The sequence below is a fragment of the Comamonas sp. GW821-FHT11H03 genome (genome assembly GCF_058807955.1).
The window spans coordinates 121,524-141,925 of the sequence record NZ_JBXARF010000009.1; the positions used below are offsets into that span (position 1 = coordinate 121,524).

Annotated in this window: 17 protein-coding genes; 8 read left to right on the top strand and 9 right to left on the bottom strand. The window is 63.5% G+C overall.

From position 1 onward, the window contains the following. The first annotated feature begins 1 nt into the window (after position 1). On the top strand, positions 2-1,219 hold the full coding sequence (locus tag AC1RTQ_RS19295; RefSeq protein ID WP_492878079.1) for a DegT/DnrJ/EryC1/StrS family aminotransferase: 1,218 nt from the start codon (positions 2-4) through the stop codon (positions 1,217-1,219). A 76-nt stretch (positions 1,220-1,295) separates the two neighbouring features. Here AC1RTQ_RS19295 and AC1RTQ_RS19300 read toward each other — a convergent pair whose 3' ends face one another. The 8 genes from AC1RTQ_RS19300 to AC1RTQ_RS19335 all read right to left on the bottom strand — a co-directional run bounded on the left by AC1RTQ_RS19300 (position 1,296) and on the right by AC1RTQ_RS19335 (position 11,672). Then, positions 1,296-2,609: a class I SAM-dependent methyltransferase gene (locus AC1RTQ_RS19300; RefSeq protein WP_492878081.1), complete on the bottom strand. Its 1,314-nt coding sequence runs from the start codon at positions 2,607-2,609 to the stop codon at positions 1,296-1,298. A 47-nt stretch (positions 2,610-2,656) separates the two neighbouring features. Next, the gene (locus AC1RTQ_RS19305) at positions 2,657-3,556 is read right to left on the bottom strand and encodes an arginase family protein (protein WP_492878083.1); all 900 of its coding nucleotides are present in this window, start codon (positions 3,554-3,556) and stop codon (positions 2,657-2,659) included. Then, the gene (locus AC1RTQ_RS19310) at positions 3,553-4,614 is read right to left on the bottom strand and encodes a GNAT family N-acetyltransferase (protein ID WP_492878085.1); all 1,062 of its coding nucleotides are present in this window, start codon (positions 4,612-4,614) and stop codon (positions 3,553-3,555) included. Before AC1RTQ_RS19310 ends, AC1RTQ_RS19305 begins: the two co-directional genes overlap by 4 nt. A gap of 188 nt (positions 4,615-4,802) precedes the next feature. Then, the gene (locus tag AC1RTQ_RS19315) at positions 4,803-6,176 is read right to left on the bottom strand and encodes an aspartate aminotransferase family protein (protein WP_034375128.1); all 1,374 of its coding nucleotides are present in this window, start codon (positions 6,174-6,176) and stop codon (positions 4,803-4,805) included. Between the two features lie 197 nt (positions 6,177-6,373). After that, entirely contained in the window at positions 6,374-8,284 is a 1,911-nt protein-coding gene (gene recQ, locus AC1RTQ_RS19320) for a DNA helicase RecQ (RefSeq protein ID WP_492878087.1), read from the bottom strand. A 137-nt stretch (positions 8,285-8,421) separates the two neighbouring features. Continuing rightward, positions 8,422-9,156 (bottom strand): histidine utilization transcriptional repressor HutC, encoded by a 735-nt coding sequence (gene hutC / locus AC1RTQ_RS19325; protein WP_302092788.1) that lies wholly within the window; start codon positions 9,154-9,156, stop codon positions 8,422-8,424. Positions 9,157-9,201: 45 nt separating this feature from the next. Continuing rightward, on the bottom strand, positions 9,202-10,350 hold the full coding sequence (locus AC1RTQ_RS19330; RefSeq protein WP_302092789.1) for an acyl-CoA dehydrogenase family protein: 1,149 nt from the start codon (positions 10,348-10,350) through the stop codon (positions 9,202-9,204). Positions 10,351-10,382: 32 nt separating this feature from the next. Next, positions 10,383-11,672, bottom strand: a complete 1,290-nt coding sequence (locus tag AC1RTQ_RS19335) for a CaiB/BaiF CoA transferase family protein (protein ID WP_492878090.1) — start codon at positions 11,670-11,672, stop codon at positions 10,383-10,385. On the opposite strand from AC1RTQ_RS19335, the gene AC1RTQ_RS19340 reads away from it, so the two are divergent. From AC1RTQ_RS19340 to hutH, 6 genes are all read left to right on the top strand, one after another. Next, on the top strand, positions 11,651-12,583 hold the full coding sequence (locus AC1RTQ_RS19340) for a LysR substrate-binding domain-containing protein (RefSeq protein ID WP_492878092.1): 933 nt from the start codon (positions 11,651-11,653) through the stop codon (positions 12,581-12,583). The genes AC1RTQ_RS19335 and AC1RTQ_RS19340 overlap by 22 nt on opposite strands. A gap of 262 nt (positions 12,584-12,845) precedes the next feature. Continuing rightward, positions 12,846-13,814, top strand: coding sequence for an ABC transporter substrate-binding protein (locus AC1RTQ_RS19345; RefSeq protein ID WP_492878094.1), 969 nt, complete (start codon positions 12,846-12,848; stop codon positions 13,812-13,814). Positions 13,815-13,831: 17 nt separating this feature from the next. After that, on the top strand, positions 13,832-14,695 hold the full coding sequence (locus AC1RTQ_RS19350; RefSeq protein WP_302092793.1) for an ABC transporter permease: 864 nt from the start codon (positions 13,832-13,834) through the stop codon (positions 14,693-14,695). Then, a complete protein-coding gene (locus tag AC1RTQ_RS19355) occupies positions 14,695-15,474 on the top strand; it encodes an ABC transporter ATP-binding protein (protein WP_492878097.1) in 780 nt (259 codons plus the stop codon). The genes AC1RTQ_RS19350 and AC1RTQ_RS19355 overlap by 1 nt, the downstream gene beginning before the upstream one ends. Before the next feature lie 10 nt (positions 15,475-15,484). Next, entirely contained in the window at positions 15,485-16,252 is a 768-nt protein-coding gene (gene hutC / locus AC1RTQ_RS19360) for a histidine utilization transcriptional repressor HutC (protein WP_492878099.1), read from the top strand. A 66-nt stretch (positions 16,253-16,318) separates the two neighbouring features. Continuing rightward, complete coding sequence (gene hutH / locus AC1RTQ_RS19365; protein ID WP_492878101.1) at positions 16,319-17,878, top strand: histidine ammonia-lyase; 1,560 nt, start codon at positions 16,319-16,321, stop codon at positions 17,876-17,878. Positions 17,879-18,046: 168 nt separating this feature from the next. Here hutH and hutC (AC1RTQ_RS19370) read toward each other — a convergent pair whose 3' ends face one another. Continuing rightward, positions 18,047-18,763 carry a histidine utilization transcriptional repressor HutC gene (gene hutC, locus AC1RTQ_RS19370; protein WP_063662671.1) on the bottom strand — a complete coding sequence of 239 codons (717 nt, stop codon included), beginning with the start codon at positions 18,761-18,763 and terminating at the stop codon, positions 18,047-18,049. Between the two features lie 145 nt (positions 18,764-18,908). Between hutC (AC1RTQ_RS19370) and AC1RTQ_RS19375 the strand changes: the two genes are divergently transcribed. Beyond that, entirely contained in the window at positions 18,909-20,381 is a 1,473-nt protein-coding gene (locus AC1RTQ_RS19375; protein ID WP_492878103.1) for a purine-cytosine permease family protein, read from the top strand. Positions 20,382-20,402: the final 21 nt, after the last annotated feature.

The following is a 20,402-nucleotide window of genomic DNA, read 5'->3' on the forward strand; positions in this document are numbered from 1 at the left end:
GATGCGCCAGCCCACCGTGCCGCCAACGGCCGGCCTGCCACTGCGGCTCGGCGATCTCTGGCCCTCGGGGGCGGGCAGCCTGGCAGGGCAGTTGGCCGCCTGGCTGGGAGTGGAGGCGGTGCAGCTCGAATGCTCGGGCACCTCGGCCCTGATGGTGGCATTGCGAAGCCTCAAGACCCTCAGCCCGGAGCGCAGCGAGGTCGTTGCCCCGGCCTATACCTGTCCGCTGGTGGCGCTGGCGATTGCGCAGTGCGGGCTGCAAGTGCGCCTGTGCGATCTGCGCGCCGATGCGCTGGACATGGACCCGGTCTGCCTGCAGCAGCTGTGCAGCGAGCGCACGCTGGCCGTGCTGCCCACGCATCTGTGCGGGCGTGTGGCCGATGTGGACGCCGCCTTGCAATGCGCGCGTGCCGTGGGCGCCTATGTGATCGAGGATGCGGCCCAGGCGCTGGGGGCGCGCAGCGAAGGAGTCTCGGTGGGCCTCAAGGGCGATATCGGCTTTTTCAGTCTGGCCGTTGGCAAGGGCCTGAGCACCTTTGAAGGCGGCGTGCTGATGGCGCGCGAGCCTTGCATGCGTGCTGCGCTGCGCGCCGCCGGCGCGGCCACGCGCTTCAGCCCGTGGTGGGAGCTGCGCCGCAGTATCGAGCTGCTGGGCTACGCCATGCTCTACCGGCCCAGCGGCCTGCGTATGGCCTATGGCAAGCCGCTGGAGAAATCATTGTCGCGTGGTGACTGGGTGGAGGCCGCAGGCGATGATTTCGACGATTTCATTGCCCAGCACCGTCTGGGGCGCTGGCGCCAGAGCGTGGGCGCCAAGGCATTGCGGCGGCTCGCGGCCTTTCAGCGCCAGACCTCCGCGCAGGCCGGCCTGCGTATCGCGCAGCTGCAGGCCTGCGGGCTGGAAGTCGTGCAGGATGCCGTACCCGGGGCGCAGGGGGTGTGGCCGGTGATCCTGCTGCGCATGCCTAGCCAGCAGGCCAGGGATGCCGTGCTGCGCGCACACTGGGGCGGTGGCTGGGGTCTGTCCCTGCCCTTTGTCCATGTGCTGCCCGACTATGGACGCTACGACCATGTGCTGGGTGTTGCGCGGGGTGACATGGTCGGCCAGGCGCGCGACTGGGCGCAGCGCCTGCTGGCCATCAGCAACAGCCCGTGGCTGGATGACGCACGGTTTGCCCAACTGGCGATCCACCTCCGGTCCGCAGTTCAGTGCGCCTGATTGTCATTAAAAAGATAGCTGCTTGCGCTTGATATAAAACGATATCAAGCCTTATTGATGTTGAAATCAATGGCAGTCAATCGGTAGACGCTCTTGTTTTTGCAGCTCCCGCCATGGCAGGCGCGCTCAGGCCCAGGGCCGCCTCCCGGCTTTTGAGCGCCGCTTCGCGCTGGTGTACATAGTCGCGCGTCAGCGGCACGGCGTCCTGTCTGCGCGCCAGCTGAACCTGGAAGATGGCGATGTCCTGATAGCGGAACGCGGTTTCCGACATGGACAGATAGAACTCCCACATGCGGCAAAAGCGCTCGTCATACAGGGCTGCGGCTTCGGCACGGCGCGCCATGAAACGCTCGCGCCACAGGCGCAGGGTCTGGGCATAGTGCAGGCGCAGCACCTCGATATCGCAGATCACCAGCCCCGCGCGCTCGATGGCCGGCGTGAACTCCGACATCGACGGAATATGGCCGCCAGGAAAGATGTAGCGTTCTATCCAGGGATTGTTGAAGTCGGGCACATCGCTGTTGCCGATGAAGTGCAGCAGCATCACGCCGTCCTCGCTGAGCAGCTCATGGCATTGGCGGAAGAAGGCGTCATGGAATCTCGTGCCCACATGCTCGAACATGCCGACAGAGACGATGCGCTCAAACGGCCCATGTGCCTCGCGATTCATGTCGCGGTAGTCCTCGAGCCGGTACTCCAGCCGCTGGCCCTGGATGGACTGCGAGGCCCTGGACCGCGCGCCGGCCAGTTGCTCTGTGGACAGCGTGATGCCGGTGACATGGTCGGCGCCGGCCACCTCGGCCAGATAGCGCGAGAGACCGCCCCAGCCGCAGCCGATGTCGAGCACGCGCTGGCCCGGCTCGATCAGCAGCTTGGCGGCGATATGGCGCTTCTTGGCCAGCTGTGCCGTTTCCAGGTCTTCGTTGCCCTGCTCGAAATAGGCGCAGGAGTACTGGCGCTCGCTGTCCAGAAACAGTTGATAGAGCCGGTCGTCCAGATCGTAGTGATGCGCCACGTTGGCACGCGATTTGCCGCGCAGATTGTTCTGCAGCAAGGGTCGCAGCTTCATGCGCCAGGCATCGAGCATGCGTACCGCGGCGCTGACGGGCGCCTGCCTGGCGCCGCGCAGCACCAGCTCCAGCACGTCGTAGACCGTGCCTTGCTCGACCAGAAGGCGCTGCTGCATGAACAGCTCGCCAAAGTTGAGGTCTGGGTCGCGCAGCAGCGCCAGGATGGCGCGTCTGTCGGTAAAGCGCAGGCGCGCCTGGGGCTGGCTGCCGTCGCCGAAGATCAGCGCCTTGCCTGAAGGGGTGATGACTTCGAGCTGTCCCGTCTTGACCAGCGGTGCAAATGCCCGTTGCAGCAATTTTTCGGTCAACCGGTCCAGCATGTCAGCTCCTTGAAGCGAAGTGTTGAAGAGTGGCCGGTGAAATCGCTCTAACTCGCGCTGCTGAGCGCTATGCGCTGTACCAGCCGCTGGTTCAATGCATGTTGCCCGGCCTGCCAGCCGGCCAGCGTCGCGGCGTCAATCTGTGTGTCCTGGCCGTCGCCCGCGCTCATCAGTCGCTTCCACCAGGTGCCATAGTGCCACGAGGAGACGTCGCCCGTGATGTCGCTGCCCGCTATCTGTCCGCGCAGCGCATCGATCAGCTGCGCGGCCTGCTCTTCCAGCATCCTGCCCTGGTCCCAGTTGGTGCGCACGACTTCGGCGGCGAACACATCCTTGTCTATGCTCAGATACGTGTCCTGCGGCCAGTCATGCAGATGGCTGGACAGCGCCTGTACCAGCTGCGAGATATCGGCAAAGCTGCGAAACGCCTTGCCCGCGCCCAGGCGACTGGCCCAGCCGGTGTCCACGCCGCAGCTCCAGTAGGTGAGCTTGCCGGCGCGCAGCGGTCGCAGATAGTTTTCCCAGGCATGGCCCGATCCGATGTCCTGCGAGGTAATGCCTGCCACATGGACCTGTGACACGGCCGGGTGCATGGCCACGCGCCGCACCCAGGAGCCGCAGTGCACGCCCCAGGGAAAGCGCATATTGTCCGGGTGGTTGTCCAGCACCACCACGCGCAGCGGATGCTTGGCGCTGAAGCCCTTGTCGGCAATGCAGCGCTCGATCAGCGGCCAGCTCAGATGGTGAAAGTCGCCGCTGCCCATGAGCACGGTGCCGTGCTGCGCGGGCAGTTGCTCCTTCATGGCCTGGCTGAAGCGCCTGAAGCTGCGCAGGCCGCAGCCAAAGCGCACCAGCTCCTGCCAATCTGTGAGCGGCAAGCGCTTTTCCCGGGCCAGCGGGCCGACCGATCCGTCGACATCCAGCACCACAGGTGTTTGTTGCATCATGCCTTGTCACTCCACCGACTATCGCTTTCAAACAGGCCGGAAAAGCGCCGCCCCAACGCGCGCAGCAAGGGGTTGCGGATGAAGACCAGATGCTGCGTCATGGTGAAGCTGGCACCCAGCTGGGCCTTGACCTCGGGGTCGGTCCAGCCCGCCACATAGTGGGACAGACCCCGCTCCAGTGCGTATTCGAGATTGACCATCCAGCTCACGAAATAGAGATTGGCCTCGCGCGCTGCCGGGTAGGACAGGCCTATGTATTTGTCGATCAGCCTGCCGTCATGCTCGAAGCAGAGATTCCAGCCCAGCAGCGCATCGCTTTGCGCATCGCGATACTCGAACACGATGCCGCCGTTGTCCGCATCGCGCAGCAAGTCGGCAAAGAAGCCGCGCGTGAGTTTGTCGAAGTGAATCTCGCTTTGCGCGTACACCGCATCAAACAGCGCATAGTAGGCATCCACCTGGGCATCAGCGGCAAAGGCTGCGCCGGTAGGGATACGCTGGACAGAGAGCTGTGCGCGGCTTTTGAGCTTGCGCCTGAGGCTGCTGCGGCGGTTTTTGGACAGGCCGGCCAGATACTCGTCCGCACTGGCAAAGCTGATGGGCACATAGGCCAGGGCCTGGCCTTCGAGGGCAATGAACCCTTGCTCCGCAAGCGCGTTGGCCAACTCCTGCGCAAAGCAGTTGTCTTCCTCGCTTAGCAAGGGCGATGCCTGGGGCAAATCCTTGACGATGGTGAGCAGGGTGCGCCCGGCCATGGCGCGCAGCTGCCGGGCCAGCGTCGCGGCATCCACGGCGCGCGGCAGCGGCGCATATTCGCTGACGGTGGTGCCGATGAAGTCCGTGGTCAGCCTGAGCTTGGCGCTCAGCCAGCGTCCGCCCGGCCACGACAAAAGACGCGCCTTGAGCGCGTCATCTGCGGTGGTCAGCAAATCGAAGGGGGCGATGAATGCTGGCACCGGCCAGTCCTTGAGCAAGGCAAAGCCTTCTGGAGGATGGTTGGTGAACTGCTGCAGCAAGCCACTGGGTTCGAGCTGGTTGCGGAAATTTTCCGTCGCCATTTCGCCTTTTTGTAGTCGTTTTTGATGGCGCCTGAGTGTGTCTGCAGTGCAGAAAACTGGCACAACCCAAGCAAGAGACAGCGAGCAAGACCTGGGCGGCCCCCGCCGCCACACAGCGAGGCTGTCGCCCCCCTCCCGAAGACAGAGGGGGAAGCGGCGGGGCCGCCTAGGCCAGGCCGCTCAGGGGGTTACGCCTTTTTGGCCTTGGTCAGCAACTGATCCAGCAGCACCATGGCTTCGTCGATCTCGCTGCGCGAAATCATCAGCGAAGGTGCGAAGGTGATCACGTTCTTGTAGTAGCCGCCCACGTCCAGCACCAGGCCGCGCTTCTGGCCCTGGTATTCCAGGCCGCCTTCGAGGCCGATGTCCACCATCTTGTCCAGCAGCGCCTTGTTGGGCGTGAAACCGTCCTCGGTGCAGATTTCTGCACGCAGCGCCAGGCCCAGGCCGTCCACATCGCCGATTTCCTTGTGGCGCTTTTGCAGCTCCTTGAGGCCTTCGAGGAAGTAGGCACCCGATTCGCGCACCTGACGGCCGAAGTCCATCTCGTGGGTCATCTTCATGACTTCCAGGCCCAGGGCCGTACCCAGCGGGTTGGAGGCAAAGGTGGAGTGGGTGGAGCCGGGCGGGAACACCGTGGGGTTGATCAGCTCTTCGCGAGCCCACAGGCCGGACAGCGCATTCAGACCATTGGTCAGGGCCTTGGCAAACACCAGTACATCGGGCTGGATGCCGAAGTTTTCCACCGACCACAGCTTGCCGGTACGCCAGAAGCCCATCTGGATTTCATCGACCACCAGCAGTACGCCGTGGTCGTCCAGTACCTTCTTCAGGCCGGTAAAGAAGTTGGCAGGAGGGATCACGTAGCCACCGGTGCCCTGAATGGGCTCGATGTAGAAGGCTGCGTATTCGCACTGGTTGGTCTTGGGGTCCCAGACCGCGTGGTATTCGTTCTCGAACTTGCGACGGAAGTCGGCCACGATGGATTCCGCGTACTCCTCTGCCGTCATGCCCTTGGGACGACGGAAGGGGTAGGGGAAGGGGATGAACTGCGCGCGGTCGCTGAAGTGGCCGAAACGGCGGCGGTAGCGGTAGCTGGAGGTGATGGACGATGCACCCAGCGTACGGCCGTGGTAGCCGCCTTCGAACGCGAACATCAGGCTCTTGCCGCCGCTGGCATTGCGCACGACCTTCAGCGAGTCCTCGATGGCTTGCGCGCCGCCCACGTTGAAGTGCACGCGGCCGTCATTGCCCCATTTGCGCTTGGCGTCTTCGGCAATGAACTTGGCCAGTTCGATCTTGGTGGGGTGCAGGTACTGGCTGGCCACCTGGGGCAGCTCCTGCAGTTGCTCGATCATCTTGGCTTCAAGACGCTTGTTCTTGTAGCCGAAGTTGACGGCCGAATACCACATCTGCAGATCGAGGTAGGACGTGCCTGCATCGTCGTACATATAGCTGCCTTCGCAGCCCGTGAAGATCTTAGGAGGATTGACGTAGTGGACGGTGTCGCCAAACGAGCAGTATTTGGCTTCGTCAGCCAGCAATTGGGCAGTATTGATCACAGCAGAAAGTGCTCCGCAAAAATGAATTCGGTCAACGGTATGCGGCAGCAGTGTGCGTTTGCAATATTTCCGGGCTGTCGAGCATTTGTGTGGGAATTGTGGAGAGGTCCTTGTCAGCCGGTTTGCGGCGGCATCAAAGGCGTTGAAACAGGTGCCGCAGCTCTTCCGCTGCTGTTGCTACTGCTGCTGCGGGTCGATCAGCCCAGTGCCACCACACGCAGCACCTCTGCACCGTAGGCATCGAGCTTCTTGGTGCCCATGCCGCTCACGCCCTGCAGCTCCTGCAGGCTCTGGGGATTGAGTTCGGCAATCGACGCCAGCGTGGCGTCGTGGAAGATCACATAGGCCGGCAGATTGTGGGACTTGGCCACTTCGGCGCGCCAGGCCTTGAGGTTGATGAAGCGCACCTGCGCATCGGGGCCCAGATTGACCGCCGCCGCATTGGCGGCCGATTTCTTGCTCTGCTTCTTGCTGCGCGATGCGGCCACCGCCTCGCGCAGCTGCACCTGCACCTCGCCCTTGAGCACGGCACGCGAGCCTGCGGCCAGACACAAGGTGTCAAAGACATGGCCGCTGTTCTCGCTCACCACCTTGTGCAGACCCAGGGATCCCGTGGCCAGCAACTGGCGCATCACGGCGCGCAATTGCGGCTCCGAGTAGTCCTTGCCGATGCCGAAGGTGGACACCTTGTCATGGCCGTACTGCGTGACCTTGTCCGTCACCTTGCCGCGCAGCACGTCCATGATGTGGCCCGCACCATAGGTCAGGCCGCTGGCCTCGTGCACGCGGAAGATGGTGGACAGCAGCTTGCGTGCCGCATCCGTGCCATCCCACAGCGCCGGCGGCTCCAGGCAGTTGTCGCAGTTGCCGCAATGGGTCCGGGCAACGGCCTGCAATGGCTTGCCGTCCAGGCGCGGCTCCTGTCCATACTGCTGGCCAAAATAGGCCAGCAGGCGCACACGGCGGCAGTCCGTGGCCTCGGCCAGACCGAGCAGGGCATCGAGCTTGCCGCGCATCACCTGCTTGAATTGCTCCTCGGCCGGGCTTTCGTCGATCATGCGGCGCTGGTTGACCACGTCGCTCAGACCGTAGGCCATCCAGGCATCGGCGGGCAGGCCGTCGCGGCCTGCACGGCCGGTTTCCTGGTAGTAGCCCTCGATGTTCTTGGGCATGTCCACATGGGCCACGAAGCGCACATCGGGCTTGTTGATGCCCATGCCGAAGGCAATCGTCGCCACCATGACCACGCCGTCCTCGCGCAAGAAGCGGTCCTGGTGGTTCTGGCGCATGTCCTGGGGCAGGCCTGCGTGGTAGGGCAGGGCATTGATGCCGTTTTGCATCAGGGTCTGGGCCAGCTCCTCGACACGCTTGCGCGACTGGCAATAGACCACGCCGGCCTCGCCCTCGTGCTCGCGCTCGATAAAGCGCAGCAGCTGGTTGCTGACGTCCTTTTTCTCGGCGATCTTGTAGCGGATGTTCGGGCGGTCGAAACTGCTGATGAAGTGCTGGGCTTCTTCCAGCTGCAGGCGCTCGATGATGTCGGCGCGCGTCAGCGCATCGGCCGTGGCCGTCAGCGCGATGCGCGGCACCTCGGCATAGCGCTGGTGCAGCACGCTCAGCGCGCGGTATTCGGGGCGGAAGTCGTGTCCCCACTGGCTCACGCAATGCGCTTCGTCGATGGCGAACAGCGACAGCTTGCCCTGGGCATGCAGGTCGTCGAGCAGACCCAGGAAACGTGGCGTGTTCAGCCGCTCGGGAGCGGCGTAGAGCAGGGTGATGTCGCCGCTTTGTAGGCGCAGCTCCACCTCCTGCGTCTCGTCGTAGCTCAGGGTGGAGTTCAGATAGGCGGCGCTGATGCCGGCCTCATGCAGCGCACCGACCTGGTCGTGCATGAGCGCGATCAGCGGCGAGACCACGATCGTCACGCCATGGCCGAGCTGCTGGCGCGCAATGGCCGGAACCTGATAGCACAGCGATTTGCCGCCGCCCGTGGGCATGAGCACCAGCGCATCGCCGCCGTTGATGACATGCGAGACGATGGCCTGCTGGGGGCCACGGAATTGCTCGTAGCCAAAAACGGCTTGCAGAATGGATTGCGCGGAAGACACCGGGTACTCTTGAATCGATAGCTGGTAGGGCTTGCTGTAAATGGGTTTGAGGCTGATTTGACCTCAGATGCAAGCATCAGAACTGGCCCTATTGTGCGCCGCGACCCGGCGCGCTGCCCGGGCCGGGTTATGCGCAATCAGCCAGCCTGCCTGATGGTGGAGGGCGAAAAATGCGCATCCAGCTCGTAGAGATCGGCAGGATAGGTCAGGCGCACAAAGGTGATCGGCAGCTGCCCGGTCCAGGTACGGCGGTCGATCACCAGGCAGGGAAAGCCGGGCTTGATCTCCAGCAGGCCGGCGGTTTCCTCGCTGGCGGCCTCGGCGCGGATGCGGTGTTCGGCCGAGCTCCAGGGCACATGGTTGACCATCCAGGAACTGGGGCTGTGTTCGGTGAACGGCTCGTGCTCGGCGTCCGGCACGGATTCGAGATTGATCAGGCGGTCTTCGATGCAGAACGGCCGGGACCCCGCCATGTGCAGGCACAGCACATGGACGATGGGGGCCGGCTGCGTCATGCGCATGGCCTCCATGTCTTCTCTCGTGCTGCGCCGCTGCGTGCGGCCCAGCAGCCTGCTCGAATACTCCTGCCCCATGCCCAGCACCACCTGGCGCAGATCGGGAATCTCCAGCACGGCAGAGCTGGTTTGCGGGCTCGTCACAAAGCTTCCCGCCTTGCGCTTGCGCACCAGCAGACCGGCTTGTGCCAGCTTGTTGAGCACCTTGCTCACGGTCATGCGCGAGCATTGGTAATGGACGGTCAGCTCCATCTCCGACGGGATGCGATGGCCGGGCGGCCAGCGGCCACTGAGAATGTTCTGTTCAATCTCGGTGAGAATTTTCCCGTGCAGCGACATGGAAGAGTTTTTGTCCATGCAGTGGATTACACCAGCAAATCCGCGCGGCTGCCGCTGTGATTCCTAGGCGCCCAGTACGGCACGCGCAATGATGGTGCGCTGAATCTCGGAAGAGCCTTCGTAGATGCGCAGGATGCGGGCGTCGCGCACATAGCGCTCCAGGGGCATTTCACGGGTATAGCCGTAGCCGCCATGAATTTGCAGCGCCTCGTCGGTCACGAAGCTCACCATCTCCGAGGCGAACAGCTTGGCCATGGCCGACTGCTGGGTGAAGGGCTGGCCCTGCTGGCGCAGTGCCAGGGCCTGCATGGTCAGCGCCCAGGCGGCTTCCAGGCGCAGCTTCATGTCGGCGAGCTTGAACTGTATGCCCTGCTTGCTGGCGATCGGTTCGCCGCCCACCAGGCGCTGGTTGGCCCAGTCGGCCGCCGCCTTGAGCGCGGCCTCGGCAATGCCCAGCGAGGTCGCCGCCACGTCCAGGCGGCTGTTGTCCAGCACTTTCATGGCGGTCTTGAAGCCGGTGCCTTCGGCGCCGAGGCGGTTGGCCGCCGGGACACGGACACCGTCCAGCGACACCTCAAAGGCATGGCCGCCGCGGATGCCCATGAGCTTCTCGGGCGACGATATCTGAATGCCGGGCAGATCGCGCGGCACGATGAAGGCGCTGACTCCTCGCGCCGCAGCCTCAGCATCGGTCTTGGCGAAGACCACCATGAAGCGGGCCTCTGCCGCATTCGAGATGAAGTGCTTGACGCCGGTGATCAGATAGTCGTCGCCGTCGCGCACGGCCCGAGTACGCATGTCTGCAGGGTGGGAGCCGCCACGCGGCTCGGTCAGTGCGAAGGCCGCCAGCCATTCCCCGCTGGCGCAGCGCGGCAGCCATTGCTCGCGCTGCGTCTCGTCACCGCCGATGAGAACGGCATCCGTGCCCAGATAGTGGGCACCGATCATGGACGAGGTCGCGGCGCAGGCGCGCGAGATGGCGACCAGCGACATCAGCATGGCGGTGGGGGTGACGCCCGGCCCACCGAAACGCTCCGGCAGATTCATGCCCATCACGCCCAGCGCGGACAGGCCGGGCACATGGCGCGTGGCGGAAAAGGCTTGCTCGTCCATGGCCTGGGCCACAGGTGCCAGGGTTTCTTCGGCAAAGCGTGCAACGGCATCGGCAACGGCCTGATCTTCTTCGGTCGCGCCCAGACGAATCAATGACATGGCGGTTTCTCCTTGTTTTCTTGCTATCAAAATCAACCCAAAGCGCCTGCTTCGCGCAAGGCGGCAATGGCGTCCGTGCTGCGGCCCAGCCAGCTTTGCAGCAGCAGCTCCGTGTGCTCGCCCAGGGCCGGTGCGCGTTGCGCACGATTGGGCAGGGCGCCGTTGAAATGCACGGGCTGTGTCGGCAGCCGCAGGCCCGGAAGGCGTTCGTCCTCGACCTCGCAGAGCAAGCCACGCGAGCGGATTTGCTCGGAATTCAGGGCCTGCTCGATATTCCAGATGGGAGCTGCGGGAACGCCTGCGCTCTCCAGCCGCGCGACCACCTGGGCCACGTCGTGCTGCGTGCTCCAGCCCTCCAGCGCGGCGCGCAAGGCGGGCTCGTTGGCCGAGCGGGTTTCGTCGCTGGCAAAACGCGGGTCGCAGGCCAGCTCGGGCAGGTCCATCGCGGCCGCAGTGGCATCGAACAGCTTCTTGTTGAGCACGGCCAGGGCGTAATGGCCGTCGCGTGCCCTGTAGACGCCAAAAGGCGCCGACAGCGGATGCCGGTTGCCCACACGCCGCGCAGGCAGGCCGGTGAACAGATAGCGCGACATCGATGTCGCCAGAAAGCTCAGCGTGGTGTCGAACATGGCGACATCGACATGCTGGCCGTCTCCGGTTCTCTGCGCCTGCAGCAGGGCCGCCAGTGTCGCCCAGGAGGCAAACAGGCCGGCAACCACATCGCTGACCGCTTCGCCCACCAGCGTGGGCGCGCCTTGAGGTTCGCCCGTGGCCTCCATCAGGCCGCTCATGGCCTGAACAATGATGTCGTAGGCCGGACGGTGAGCCAGCGGGCCGGTCTGGCCGAAGCCGGAGACGCTGACGTACACCAGCCGGGGATTGAGGGCGCGCAGCGTTTCGGGGCCGATGCCCAGGCGCTCGGCCACGCCCGGCCTGAAGTTCTCGACCACCACATTGACCTGCCGGGCCAGCTCATGCACCACGGCGACCGCATCCGCATGCTTGAGGTCCAGCACCAGGCTTTGCTTGTTGCGATTCATGACCGTGAACAAGGCGCTTTGCCCGTTCTTCATGGGGCCGATGGCGCGGTAGTCGTCGCCCTGGGGCGGCTCCACCTTCACGACCTCAGCGCCCAGATCGGCCAGCAAGGCCGTGGACATGGGGCCCGCCAGAACCCGGGTGAAGTCCAGGATGCGGATGCCGTCCAGCGGACGGGAGGCAGATTTTTCGGTGGATTCAGGCATGGGATTCCCGCTGTTGATCTGAAGCGATGTCTGCATGCTGCCCAAAACATGAATCAATGGAAAATATTCATTTCCCATTCACTGGATTCAAAAAATTGATTCAGATAAATCTGCGCCAGCTCGAATATTTTGTCGCCGCCGCACGCCACGGCAGCACGGCCAGGGCGGCGCTGGCCATCAATGTTTCGCAGCCCTCCATCTCCAAGGCGATTGCCGACCTCGAAGCCCAATGGGGCGAGCAGCTGTTTGTGCGCAAACATGCCGTCGGGCTGGACCTGACCGCAGCAGGGCTGGCCAGAAGCCGGGAGGCCCTGAGCCTGCTCGAAGCTGCGCAACTGCTTCAGGAGCCACGCAAGCAGGCGGTTTCCGGCACGCTGAGGCTGGGCTTTCTGAGCACGCTGGGCGCGCTGTGGATTCCGCAGTTGCTCACCCAGATGCACAAGCGCCACCCGTCCATCGACATCGAGCTGGTCGAGGGGGACATCGCCTCGCTGACGCGGCAAGTAGAGCGCGGGGAGATCCATGCCGCGCTGCAATATGACCTGGGCCTGGCTCGCCCTTTGCTGACCATGCACCCGGTTGCCGCGTTGCCGCCCTATGCCTTGTTGCCCGCCAGGCATGCCCTGTCTGCGGCGACCAGCGTGAGCCTGGCGGAGCTGGCCCAGTCGCCGTTGCTGCTGATCAACCTGCCGCAGAGCCGAGAGTACTTTCTCTCGCTGTTTCGCGAGGCAGGGGTGGTTCCCACGGTGAACTACGAGCTGGCGTCGATAGAGCTTGTCCGCTCCATGGTCGCCAACGGGCATGGCGTCAGCGTTCTGACCACGCGGCCGGTGGTCGACAGAACCCACGACGGCAAGCGACTGGTGTGCAAAAGAATCAAGGGCCGCGTCGCCAAGCAGGCCGTGGTGCTGGCGGTGCCCAGGAGCAATGCCTCGGCGCTGATTGCACCATTTCTGACCGTGGCGAAAAGCGTGATTGCACCCGACTAGCGCAACTCGGATGCCGTTTTGGTGCGCGCCCCCAGGAGCCGGCAGAGGCGGCCCGTGGGCGAGCGAGTTGGCACACAGCTTGCTCTTGTGGATTGTTGGTGCATGTCTATACATCTGAAAAATCCGGCATCTATGGCGCTCGGGTAAGCCTGTATATACATGTTCAATCGGCAACCGCAAACTTCCCTGCCTGCACTGTCGTGCAAGGCTTGAAGTCCGCATCAACAACCGAACTGCTCTGGCATCGACCGAGGAGAGTCCCATGAAATCGACACGTCGCGTTCCCATCTGGCAACTGGCATTAGCCGCAACCGCTCTGGTGTCTGCTGCACAACATGCAGCGGCTCAGGAGACCAAGATCGTCCTGGGCATGTCGGGATGGACCGGCTTTGCGCCACTGACGCTCGCGGACAAGGCCGGGATCTTCAAGAAGAACGGCCTCAATGTCGAAATCAAGATGATTCCCCAGAAGGACCGGCATCTGGCGCTGGCCTCGGGCGCGGTGCAATGTGCAGCCACCACGGTGGAGACGCATGTGGCCTGGAACACCAATGGTGTGCCCATCGTGCAGATCTTCCAGATGGACAAGTCCTACGGCGCAGACGGTATTGCCGTGCGCAACGACGTCAAGAACTTTGCCGATCTGAAGGGCAAGACCGTCGCCGTCAGCGCACCGGGTACGGCTCCCTACTTCGGTCTGGCCTGGATGCTGAACAAGAACGGCATGACCATGAAGGACATCAAGACCGTGTCGCTGGAGCCCCAGCCTGCCGCCCAGGCCTTTGTCTCCGGGCAGAACGATGCGGCCATGACCTATGAGCCCTACCTGTCCACGGTGCGCGCCAACCCCGGTGCCGGCAAGATTCTGGCCACCACCATCGACTACCCGATGGTGATGGACACCGTGGGCTGCGATCCCAAGTGGCTCAAGGCCAACACGGCAGCCGCCAAGGCGCTGACCCAGTCCTACTTCGATGCCATCGCCATGATCAATGCCGACAAGGAAAAGAGCTACGAAATCATGGGTGCGGCCGTCAAGCAAAGCGGCGAACAGTTCGGCAAGTCGGCCGCCTTTCTGAAATGGTCGGACAAGGAGGCCAATCAGAAATTCTTTGCCAACGACCTGCTGCCTTTCATGAAGGAGTCCGCTGCCATCCTCAAGGAAGCCGGCGTGATTCGCAGCATTCCTGAGAACTATGGCGTCATGTACGACGCAAGCTTCATCAAGTAAGCGCAAAGAGGTTGCACATGGAAGCGGTATCACCTTCTGTCAAGTCAGCATCTCCCGCATCGGTTCAGGTGGCGTCGCCTTCCGTTCGGCCGGCTCGCCGGCGCTACATGGCCCCTCTGGAGCCCGTCAGCCCCAAGGCCAAGTGGCTGCTCGGCACGGGCTTCTTCGCGCTGTTTGTGCTGGTCTGGTCCGCCGTCACCTTTGGCGGACTGGTGTCTCCGACCTTTCTCGCCAGCCCGCTGACGATGCTGCGCGAAGGCATTTTGCTGTTCACGGAGTTCGACTTTCATCATGACATCGGCATGACCGTATGGCGTGTCATGGGGGGCTTCATACTGGCCAGCGTCGTGGCCGTTCCACTGGGCATTGCCATGGGGGCCTGGAAGCCTGTGGAGGCGTTTTTCGAGCCCTTTGTCTCGTTCTGCCGCTACCTGCCCGCCTCGGCCTTCATTCCGCTGCTGATCCTCTGGGCCGGCGTGGGCGAAGCCCAGAAGCTGCTGGTCATCTTCATCGGCTCGGTGTTCCAGATCACCCTCATGGTGGCCGTGACCGTGGGCGGTGCGCGCAAGGACCTGGTGGAGGCTGCCTACACACTGGGCGCCAGCAATACCGGCATCGTCAAGCGGGTGCTGATTCCCGGTGCCGCTCCCGGTATCGCGGAAACCCTGCGTCTGGTTCTGGGCTGGGCCTGGACCTATGTGATCGTTGCCGAGCTGATCGGCTCGTCCTCGGGCATCGGACACATGATCACCGACAGCCAGGCGCTGCTCAATACCGGACAGATCATCTTCGGCATCATCATCATCGGGCTCATCGGTCTGGTGTCGGACTTCATCTTCAAAACCTTCAACCGTCGCATGTTCGAATGGAGTTCCCTGTGATGAACCAGTTGTCCATTCAAGGTGTTTCGCGCACCTTCACCAGCCACAAAGGTGTCAGCACCCAGGCGCTGCAGCCCGTGGATTTCGAGGTCCGGGAGAACGATTTCGTGACCATTCTGGGGCCCTCCGGCTGCGGCAAATCGACGATGCTGCGCATTGTTGCGGGTCTGGATTTCCCGACGACGGGGCAGGTGCTGCTGGACGGGAAACTGGTGCAGGAGCCCGGCGCCGATCGCGGCATGGTGTTTCAAAGCTACACCTTGTTCCCCTGGCTGACCGTGGCGCAGAACATCCGCTTCGGACTGCGCGAGAAAGGCGTGAGCGAAGCCATCCAGAAAGAGCGCAGCGACTACTTCATTGCCAAGGTGGGCCTGCGCGGCTTCGAGCATCACTACCCCAAGCAGCTGTCCGGAGGCATGCAGCAACGCACGGCGATCGCGCGTGCGCTGGCCAACGACCCCAAGATATTGCTCATGGACGAGCCCTTCGGTGCGCTGGACAACCAGACCCGGGTTCTGATGCAGGAATTGTTGCTGGGCATCTGGGAGGCCGAGCGCAAGACGGTGATGTTCGTGACCCACGATATCGATGAAGCCATCTTCATGGCCAATCGCGTGGCCGTGTTCAGCGCGCGTCCGGGCCGCATCAAGGCAGACATTCCGGTCCATCTGCCGCACCCGCGCCACTACACCGTCAAGACCTCGCCCGAGTTCATGGAGCTCAAAGCCCGGTTGACGGAAGAGATTCGCGCCGAGTCACTGGCGGCGGCTGCTCACTGAGGCCTGCATCATGAATGTCCGAGACCCTGCCCAGCGCAAAACGGCTCCTGCCGCCCAGATGCCGCTCGCGTTGTATCAGCAGGTCAAGGACCATGTGCTGCGCAAGATCGGCGACGGCTCGCTGGCGGCCGGTGCGCGTGTGCCATCCGAGCAGGAGCTGGTCAACGAGTTCGGCGTGGCGCGCATGACGGTGAACCGCGCGCTGCGCGAGTTGGCCGAGCAGGGCGTGATCGTGCGTGTGGCGGGGGTCGGCTCCTTCGTGGCCGAGGAAAAGCCGCAATCGACCCTGCTGCGCATTGCCAATATCGGTGAAGAGATCACCCAGCGCGGCCACGATCATCGCTTCGAGCTGCTCGATATGCGCCGCGAGTCCGCCTCGCCCGAAGTCGCTGCGGCGCTGGATCTGGCCGTCGGCGCCTCGGTCTTTCATCTGCTGGGCGTGCACTTCGAAAACGAGCTGCCGGTCCAGATCGAAGACCGCTATGTGAACCCCCGTCTGGTGCCTGACTTCATGGACCAGGATTTCTCTGCCGTGCAACCCTCGGTCTATCTGTTGCGCAATGTGCAGTACGACCAGATCGAACATGTGGTCGATGCCATCTTGCCGACGGCCGAGCAGGCCCGGTTGCTGCAGATGGCTCTCGAGCAGCCTTGCCTGATGCTCACGCGCCGAACCTGGTTGCGTGGCGTCCCGATCACCTGGGTGCATTGCGTGCATCCAGGCATGCGCTACCGACTCGGTAGCCGTTTCCGAACCGATTCATTGCACGGCGGCTGATCCCGGCCGGCCCTTGAATCCCTCCGTACGTTTTTGTTTCTCTTGACTGTATAGACAGGTATAGCCATGAACACTACCACCACCCCAGAGTTCTCGAACTCCGACCTGGAACTGCATCCCGGCGAGCTCACGCTGGCTCAGCTGCGCCGCATTCAGGACGGCGGCGTGCAGCTCAGCATGGCGCAGACCGCCTATGCCGCCATGCGCAAGGCCGAGGCGCATGTGCAGCACATCGTCGATGAAGACCAGGTGGTCTACGGCATCAACACCGGTTTCGGCAAGCTGGCTTCGACCAAGATCGCGCATGAGCGTCTGGCCGAGCTGCAGCGCAATCTGGTGCTGTCGCACAGTGTGGGCACCGGTGATCCGCTGCCGGACCATGTGGTGCGTCTGGTGCTGGCCACCAAGGCCGTGAGCCTGGCCCGAGGGCATTCGGGAGCCCGCACGGCGCTGGTGGACGCGCTGCTGGCGCTGGCCAATGCCGATGTCCTGCCCGTGATTCCCTCCAAGGGTTCGGTGGGCGCTTCGGGCGATCTGGCGCCGCTGTCGCACCTGGCCTGCGTGCTGATCGGCGAGGGGCAGGCCAAGGTGGACGGCCAGATCGTCTGCGGCCGTGAAGCCATGCGACATATCGGCATGGAGCCCTTTGTGCTGGGCCCCAAGGAGGGGTTGGCGCTGCTCAACGGAACGCAGGTCTCCACCTCGCTGGCGCTGGCCGGCCTGTTCCAGGCCGAAAGCGTGCTGGCCGCAGGGCTGGTCGCCGGCTGCCTGACGCTGGAAGCCATACAGGGCTCCATCAAGCCCTTCGATGCGCGCATCCACGAGGCCAGAGGCCAGCAGGGGCAGATTGCCGTGGCGGCCGCCGTGCGTTCCCTGCTGGACGGCAGCGCCATCGATCCTTCCCACCCCAATTGCGGGCGCGTGCAGGACCCCTACTCCATCCGCTGCGTGCCGCAGGTCATGGGCGCCTGCCTGGACAACCTCAGCCATGCTGCGCGCGTGCTGGTCATAGAAGCCAATGCCGCCTCGGACAATCCGCTGGTGTTCGACAACGGCGACGTGATTTCGGGCGGCAACTTCCACGCCGAACCCGTGGCTTTCGCAGCCGACATCATGGCGCTGGCGATCGCGGAAATCGGCGCCATCTCCGAACGCCGCATGGCCTTGCTGCTGGACACCGGCCTGTCGCGCCTGCCGGCCTTCCTGATCGAGGACAGCGGCGTCAACTCGGGCTTCATGATTGCCCAGGTCACGGCGGCCGCCCTGGCGGCCGAAAACCAGTGTCTGGCGCACCCGAGCAGCGTGACCAGCCTGCCCACCTCTGCCAACCAGGAAGACCATGTCTCCATGGCCACCTATGGCGCGCGTCGCCTGGCCGACATGGCCAGGAACACGGCGGTGATCGTGGGCGTGGAGGCGATGGCCGCAGTCCAGGGCATGGACTTCGACCGCCGCCTCAAGAGCTCGCCGCTGATCGAGGAGCAGTACGCGCTGATCCGCAGTCAGGTGCCCTATCTGGACAAGGACCGCTACCTGGCGCCCGATATCGAAATCATGCGTCTGTGGGCGCTGGAAACCGACTGGCCCGAGGTGTTGCAGAGCATTTTGCCGAGCACGGATCGCTGAAACGGCTGCCTGCAGCCCACACCGAAAAAATCGCCGGTGCCCCAGGCCAGGGGTGCCTGGCAAGCGTCTCAGCCGGCCGCGCCTGAGCCGGCTGCGCCCCCTCGCAGCGAGGGCGCCGTCCCTTTGGGGAAAAGCAGCGCAGCCGCTCAGGGGGATCAAAAAGGGGGATCAAAAACTTCCCGCGAACTGGTAGCGGGATGCCGGGTGCCACAGGGCCGACACCGAGGCCACCTGCCCCTGGGAGCGGGTTCTGCGGCGCAGCACCAGACAGGGTTCGGTGACTTCCATGCGCAAAAGCTCCGCCACCTCGGGCGTGGGCATGCTCGCCTCGATGGAGAAGCTCACTCCCTGCAGCGGTGCCACGCGCACCAGATAGGCATTCGGCGTCTGGCTCGCAAAGTCCTGGCTCAGATAGTCGGGAGCCACGGCCGGGTTCACATAACGGTCTTCGACCTGGATGGGGACATCGTTCTCGAAGTGCACGACCACGGAGTGAAACAGATGGGGGGCGGCGTTCAGCTCGAACTGGCGCAGCAGCGCGGCATCGACCTTGCTGCGCTCCAGCCGCTGCAGCTCTCCGCGATGCCGGTGGCCACGGGCCGCGATCTCGTCGGCGATATTGCGCAGCTCCACCAGGGTGGCCTGGTATTTCTGCTGAGCCACGAAAGTGCCCGAGCCCTGGACTCGCGTCAGCGTCTTTTCGTCGCTGAGCTCGCGCAGCGCGCGGTTGACGGTCATGCGCGCCACATTGAACTGCTTGACCAGGGCGGCCTCGCTGGGGATGGCCTGGCCTTCCTGCCATACGCCACTGTGGATCTGCTGCAGCACATGGTCTTTGATGCGCTGGAACGCAGGTACGGCGGCGGTGGTATCGGTTCGCGACATAGGGTTTGTTTGGATCAGAAAAGCTGTCTAGATGATTGACGTTGGCAGGAGTAAATCACAAAATTCGTATAGACAACTTTATGCAAATTACCGAAAGTTGTTCGGACATATAAGAGACATCCAGAGGGATTGACGGAGCAATTTCATGAGTATTGATACAGCAACGCTGGGTTCCTCTGGCGCTATCGAGAGCAGAACCATCGACATGGTTCCGGAGAGCGAGCGCCACGGCACGCCCTCCAGCCAGTTCACCCTCTGGTTCGGTGCCAACATGCAGATCACGGCCGTGGTGGACGGCGCCCTGGCCGTGGTCTTCGGCGCAGAAGCCATGACCGCCATCCTAGGCCTGCTGATCGGCAACATTCTCGGCGGCATCGTCATGGCGCTGCACTCGGCCCAGGGGCCGCGCCTGGGTCTGCCCCAGATGATCTCCAGCCGCGTGCAGTTCGGCGTCAAGGGCGCAGCCCTGCCGCTGGTGCTGGTGATCCTGATGTATGTGGGTTTCGCCGCCACGGGCACCGTGCTCTCGGGCCAGGCCATCAATCTGATGTTCGGCTTTCACAGTCCCGCAGCCGGCATCATCATCTTCGGCGCGCTCACGGCCCTGGTCGCGGTGGTGGGCTACCGGCTCATCCACGTGGTGGGGCGCATCTCCACCGTGGTCGGCATTCTGGGCTTTGGCTATCTGGCCTGGCAGCTGTGCCACCAGTTCGATGTGGTCTCGGCATTCGGCCAGAAGCCTTTCACCTGGGCCAGCTTTCTCACGGCCATGGCCTTGTCGGCAGGCTGGCAGATGACGTTTGCCCCCTATGTGGCTGACTATTCGCGCTATCTGCCCACCAGGACCTCGACGGCCGCCACCTTCTGGACCACGTTCAGCGGCAGCGTCATCAGCTCGCAGCTGGCCATGACCTTCGGCGTGCTGGTGGCCGCCCTGGGCGCCAACTTCATCAAGAACCAGGTCGGCTTCATGGGCCAGCTGGCCGGCCCGCTGGCCGTGGTGATCTACCTGGTCATCGTCACCGGCAAGCTCACCGTGAACTGCCTCAATGCCTATGGCGGCTTCATGACCGTGCTGACAACGGTCAGTGCCTTCAATCGCAAAAAGCAGTTCACTGCGACATCGCGTCTGCTCTACATCCTGGGCTTTGTGCTGGTGACGGTGCTGGTGGCCCTGCTGGCGAGCTCCAACTTCCTGTCCACGTTCAAGAACTTCGTGCTGCTGCTGCTCACCGTGTTCGTTCCCTGGAGTGCCGTGAATCTGGTGGACTACTACCTGGTCTCCAAGGAAAAAGTGGACATCCCGGCGCTGTATGACAGCCAGGGCCGCTATGGCGCCTACAACTGGACGGCCCTGTCCTGCTATGTGATGGGCGTTGCGGTGCAGATACCCTTCATCAACCAGGCCATGTATGTGGGCCCGCTGGCCAAGGCCATGAACGGGGCCGACATCTCGTGGATCGTGAGCCTGATAGTCACCTCGCTCGTCTACTACCCGCTGGCCAGGAAAAGCATGAACGTGCCCAGCCAGATGATTTACCCCAGCCAGGTTCAAGCTGCGCCCACGGACGCAGACAAGAGCTTTGCCGCTACCACTTACGCCGTGCAAGCCGGCTGAATCCTCCCATCCATTCTTGAA

What these genes read in the sequence shown, in the direction of transcription:
- AC1RTQ_RS19305 (WP_492878083.1), bottom strand. Translation starts at nt 3,556, where the DNA reads ATGATGCAACAAACACCTGTGGTGCTGGATGTCGACGGATCGGTCGGC.
- AC1RTQ_RS19350 (WP_302092793.1), top strand. Translation starts at nt 13,832, where the DNA reads ATGGAAGCGGTATCACCTTCTGTCAAGTCAGCATCTCCCGCATCGGTT.
- AC1RTQ_RS19335 (WP_492878090.1), bottom strand. Translation starts at nt 11,672, where the DNA reads ATGGGAAATGAATATTTTCCATTGATTCATGTTTTGGGCAGCATGCAG.
- AC1RTQ_RS19330 (WP_302092789.1), bottom strand. Translation starts at nt 10,350, where the DNA reads ATGTCATTGATTCGTCTGGGCGCGACCGAAGAAGATCAGGCCGTTGCC.
- hutC (WP_492878099.1), top strand. Translation starts at nt 15,485, where the DNA reads ATGAATGTCCGAGACCCTGCCCAGCGCAAAACGGCTCCTGCCGCCCAG.
- AC1RTQ_RS19375 (WP_492878103.1), top strand. Translation starts at nt 18,909, where the DNA reads ATGAGTATTGATACAGCAACGCTGGGTTCCTCTGGCGCTATCGAGAGC.
- hutC (WP_302092788.1), bottom strand. Translation starts at nt 9,156, where the DNA reads ATGGACAAAAACTCTTCCATGTCGCTGCACGGGAAAATTCTCACCGAG.
- hutC (WP_063662671.1), bottom strand. Translation starts at nt 18,763, where the DNA reads ATGTCGCGAACCGATACCACCGCCGCCGTACCTGCGTTCCAGCGCATC.
- AC1RTQ_RS19355 (WP_492878097.1), top strand. Translation starts at nt 14,695, where the DNA reads ATGAACCAGTTGTCCATTCAAGGTGTTTCGCGCACCTTCACCAGCCAC.
- hutH (WP_492878101.1), top strand. Translation starts at nt 16,319, where the DNA reads ATGAACACTACCACCACCCCAGAGTTCTCGAACTCCGACCTGGAACTG.
- AC1RTQ_RS19345 (WP_492878094.1), top strand. Translation starts at nt 12,846, where the DNA reads ATGAAATCGACACGTCGCGTTCCCATCTGGCAACTGGCATTAGCCGCA.
- AC1RTQ_RS19340 (WP_492878092.1), top strand. Translation starts at nt 11,651, where the DNA reads ATGGAAAATATTCATTTCCCATTCACTGGATTCAAAAAATTGATTCAG.
- AC1RTQ_RS19300 (WP_492878081.1), bottom strand. Translation starts at nt 2,609, where the DNA reads ATGCTGGACCGGTTGACCGAAAAATTGCTGCAACGGGCATTTGCACCG.
- AC1RTQ_RS19295 (WP_492878079.1), top strand. Translation starts at nt 2, where the DNA reads ATGCGCCAGCCCACCGTGCCGCCAACGGCCGGCCTGCCACTGCGGCTC.
- AC1RTQ_RS19310 (WP_492878085.1), bottom strand. Translation starts at nt 4,614, where the DNA reads ATGGCGACGGAAAATTTCCGCAACCAGCTCGAACCCAGTGGCTTGCTG.